At 70.5% G+C, this 2604-nt stretch carries 1 protein-coding gene, 1 tRNA gene and 1 pseudogene; all 3 read right to left on the reverse strand.

Annotation, left to right across the window (positions count from 1 at the left end):
- A pseudogene (locus A612_RS17330) lies at positions 1 to 1370 on the reverse strand (indolepyruvate ferredoxin oxidoreductase family protein); the annotation flags it as partial.
- 189 nt (positions 1371 to 1559) lie between these two features.
- Positions 1560 to 1635, reverse strand: a tRNA-Arg gene (locus A612_RS05985).
- 69 nt (positions 1636 to 1704) lie between these two features.
- Positions 1705 to 2325 carry a TetR family transcriptional regulator gene (locus A612_RS05990; RefSeq protein WP_019373617.1) on the reverse strand — a complete coding sequence of 207 codons (621 nt, stop codon included), beginning with the start codon at positions 2323 to 2325 and terminating at the stop codon, positions 1705 to 1707.
- Between the last annotated feature and the right edge of the window lie 279 nt (positions 2326 to 2604).

The following is a 2604-nucleotide window of genomic DNA, read 5'->3' on the forward strand; positions in this document are numbered from 1 at the left end:
TGGCAGCCGATGCCCGCCAGCGCCCGGCTGCCGGCAGGCAGCTGCGTGGAAGTGTTGTGCGGGCAGCCCGAGCAGAAGTTGGGCATGCGCACCGGGCCGCCGCGCGGCGCCGACGCCACCGGGTGCGCGGCGCAGCCGGGCAGTTCCAGCAGGCGCGCCAGCAGCGCCGCGATCCCGGTGGGCGACAACTCGCCCGTGGACGGCAGGCCGGGCTCGCCGCGCGTGCGCGCCCATTCGCTGGCGCCGTGGTACTTGCCGACCACGCGCACGTGCCGCAGCGACTCGCAGTCGAACAGGATCGACTTGAGCTGCCCCTCCAGGACCGAACGCTTTTCCTCGACCACCACCAGGGTATCGAGCCCCTGGGCGAACTCCTCGATGGCGTGCGGGTCGAGCGGCCAGACCATGCCCACCTTCAACAGACGCACGGACGTCTCCCCGGCGTCCTCCAGGCCGAGTTCCAGCAGCGCCTGGCGCACGTCGGTGTAGCTCTTGCCGGCCGTGACGATGCCCACCCGCGCGCCGGCACCGTCCAGCACCACGCGGTTGAGCCGGTTGGCGCGCGCGTACTCGAGCGCGGCGTGCAGCTTGTGCTCGTACAGCCGCGCCTCCTGCTGCAGCGGCCCGTCGAAGCGACGGATGTTCAGCCCGTCGGCCGGCTGGCCGGCCAGGGGTGCGACCGGCTCGATCTGCGGCTGGTCCACACCCACCTGCACGCTGCCCGAGGACTCGACCACGTCGGTGACCAGCTTCAGCGCCACCCAGCAACCCGCGTGGCGGCTCATGGCGATGCCGTGCAGGCCGAAGTCCAGGATGTCCTGCACGTTGGCCGGATAGAGGATGGGAATCCCGGTGGCGATCAGGATGTGGTCCGACTGCGCGGCCTGCGTGGACGACTTGGCGGCGTGGTCGTCTCCGCACAGCGCGAGCGTCCCGCCCCAGGCCGAAGTGCCGGCCGCGTTGGCATGGCGCAGCACGTCGGCGCTGCGGTCCACCCCCGGCGTCTTGCCATACCAGATGCTGAAGACGCCCTCGTAGCGAGCCCCGGGGAAGGTGCCCACGTGCTGGGAGCCCCACACGGCGGTGGCCGCCAAGTCTTCGTTGACGCCCGGCTGGAAGTGGATGTGGTGCTGTTCGAGCCGTGCGCGGTTGCGCCACAGCTCCATATCGTAGCGCCCCAGGGGCGAGCCCCGATAGCCGCTGATGAAGCCGGCCGTGTTCCGGCCCGCCGCCTGGTCGCGCAGGCGCTGCTGCAGCGGCAGGCGCACCAGCGCCTGGGTGCCGGACATGAAGGTCCAGCCGCTCGTGAGCTCGTACTTTTCCTCCAGCGTCACCTGCGAAGGTGCGCCGGCCATCAGGGCTGCGGTCATCGTCTCGCCCCGCCCGGGTGGGCGGTGTCTCCATCGTCGTTGTCTCGGGAACGAAGGGCGGATCGCAGCGCGGCCATCCCCTTCGGAGACGATGCTAGGCGCTGGCGTGGGCGGCGAGAGTCGCCCAAGTGTCAAACAGGGGTATGCACGGAGAAGCGGGGCCGGTGCCTGGCAAGACGCAGGCAGGCTTGGCGCGGCTGGCGGGGATCGAACCCACGACCTTTGGCTTCGGAGGCCAACACTCTATCCACTGAGCTACAGCCGCTGGAAAAGGCGCGTGGCGCGGGGCCGTGCAGACCGCGCGCCAAGCAAGCGAGAGATTATCGCACGACTGTCAGGGCACCAGGCCCAGCCCGCGCAGGTACACGTCCACCACTTGGCGGCCCATGTCGGCCAGGGGGAAGGGCGCGCCGCCCAGGATCCAGGCCTGCAGCAGTCCGTCGAACAACCCCTGCAGCCCGGTGGCCGCCGCGCCCAATTCCATCGGCAGCGCCACGCCCGCCTGCTGCGCCGCCTCCTGCAGGTCGCGCGCGAGCAGCGCGTGAAAGCGCGCCAGCGACGCCAGGTGCCGCTCGCGCACGCTGCTGAGCTCGCTCACGTACTCGACCCGGTACATCGCGATCTCGAACACGCGCCGCGCGTGCGCGTCATTCTCGATGACCGTGAAGAGCCGCGCCACCATGGAGCGCAGCCGCTGCAGCGGGTCCGTTCCGGCCGGCGGCTCGTCCGCGCCGAAGGCCGCCTCCAGCGGCAGCGTCACGCGCTCCACCATCGCGTTGAACAGATCGACCTTGTCCTTGAAGTGCCAGTAGATGGCGCCGCGGGTCGCGCCGGCGGCCTGGGCGATTTCGTTGAGCGAGGCGCGCGCCACGCCCTTGTCGTAGAACACCCGCTCGGCGGCGTCGAGCAGGCTGTTGCGCGTAGCATCCGCATCGTCCTTGGTGCGTCGTGCCATGGATGAATGATCTCCCTTGACCGGAATGCGGCGACGGCCGCGCCCGAGGGCTGCATTATACATTCATGAATGTATGTATAATCGCCCCCTTGCGGGAACGCGCCCGCATTGCTTCTTCAAGAACGCCAACGACCCTCTCGAGGACCCTCATGCACCCCCTGTCGCCCCCGCCCGCCGCCCGCCCGTCCCTGTCCCTGCTGGCCCTCGCCCTGGCTGGCGCGCTCGTGCTGGGCGCATGCGGCAAGAAGGAGGAGGCGCCCGCCGCCGCTGCCGGCGGGG

The sequence above is a fragment of the Melaminivora alkalimesophila genome (assembly GCF_000282995.1).
GTDB lineage: Bacteria > Pseudomonadota > Gammaproteobacteria > Burkholderiales > Burkholderiaceae_C > Melaminivora > Melaminivora alkalimesophila.

Bases quoted from the DNA above. Each gene is read 5' to 3' on its own strand.
- A612_RS05990 (WP_019373617.1), bottom strand. From the start codon at position 2,325: ATGGCACGACGCACCAAGGACGATGCGGATGCTACGCGCAACAGCCTG.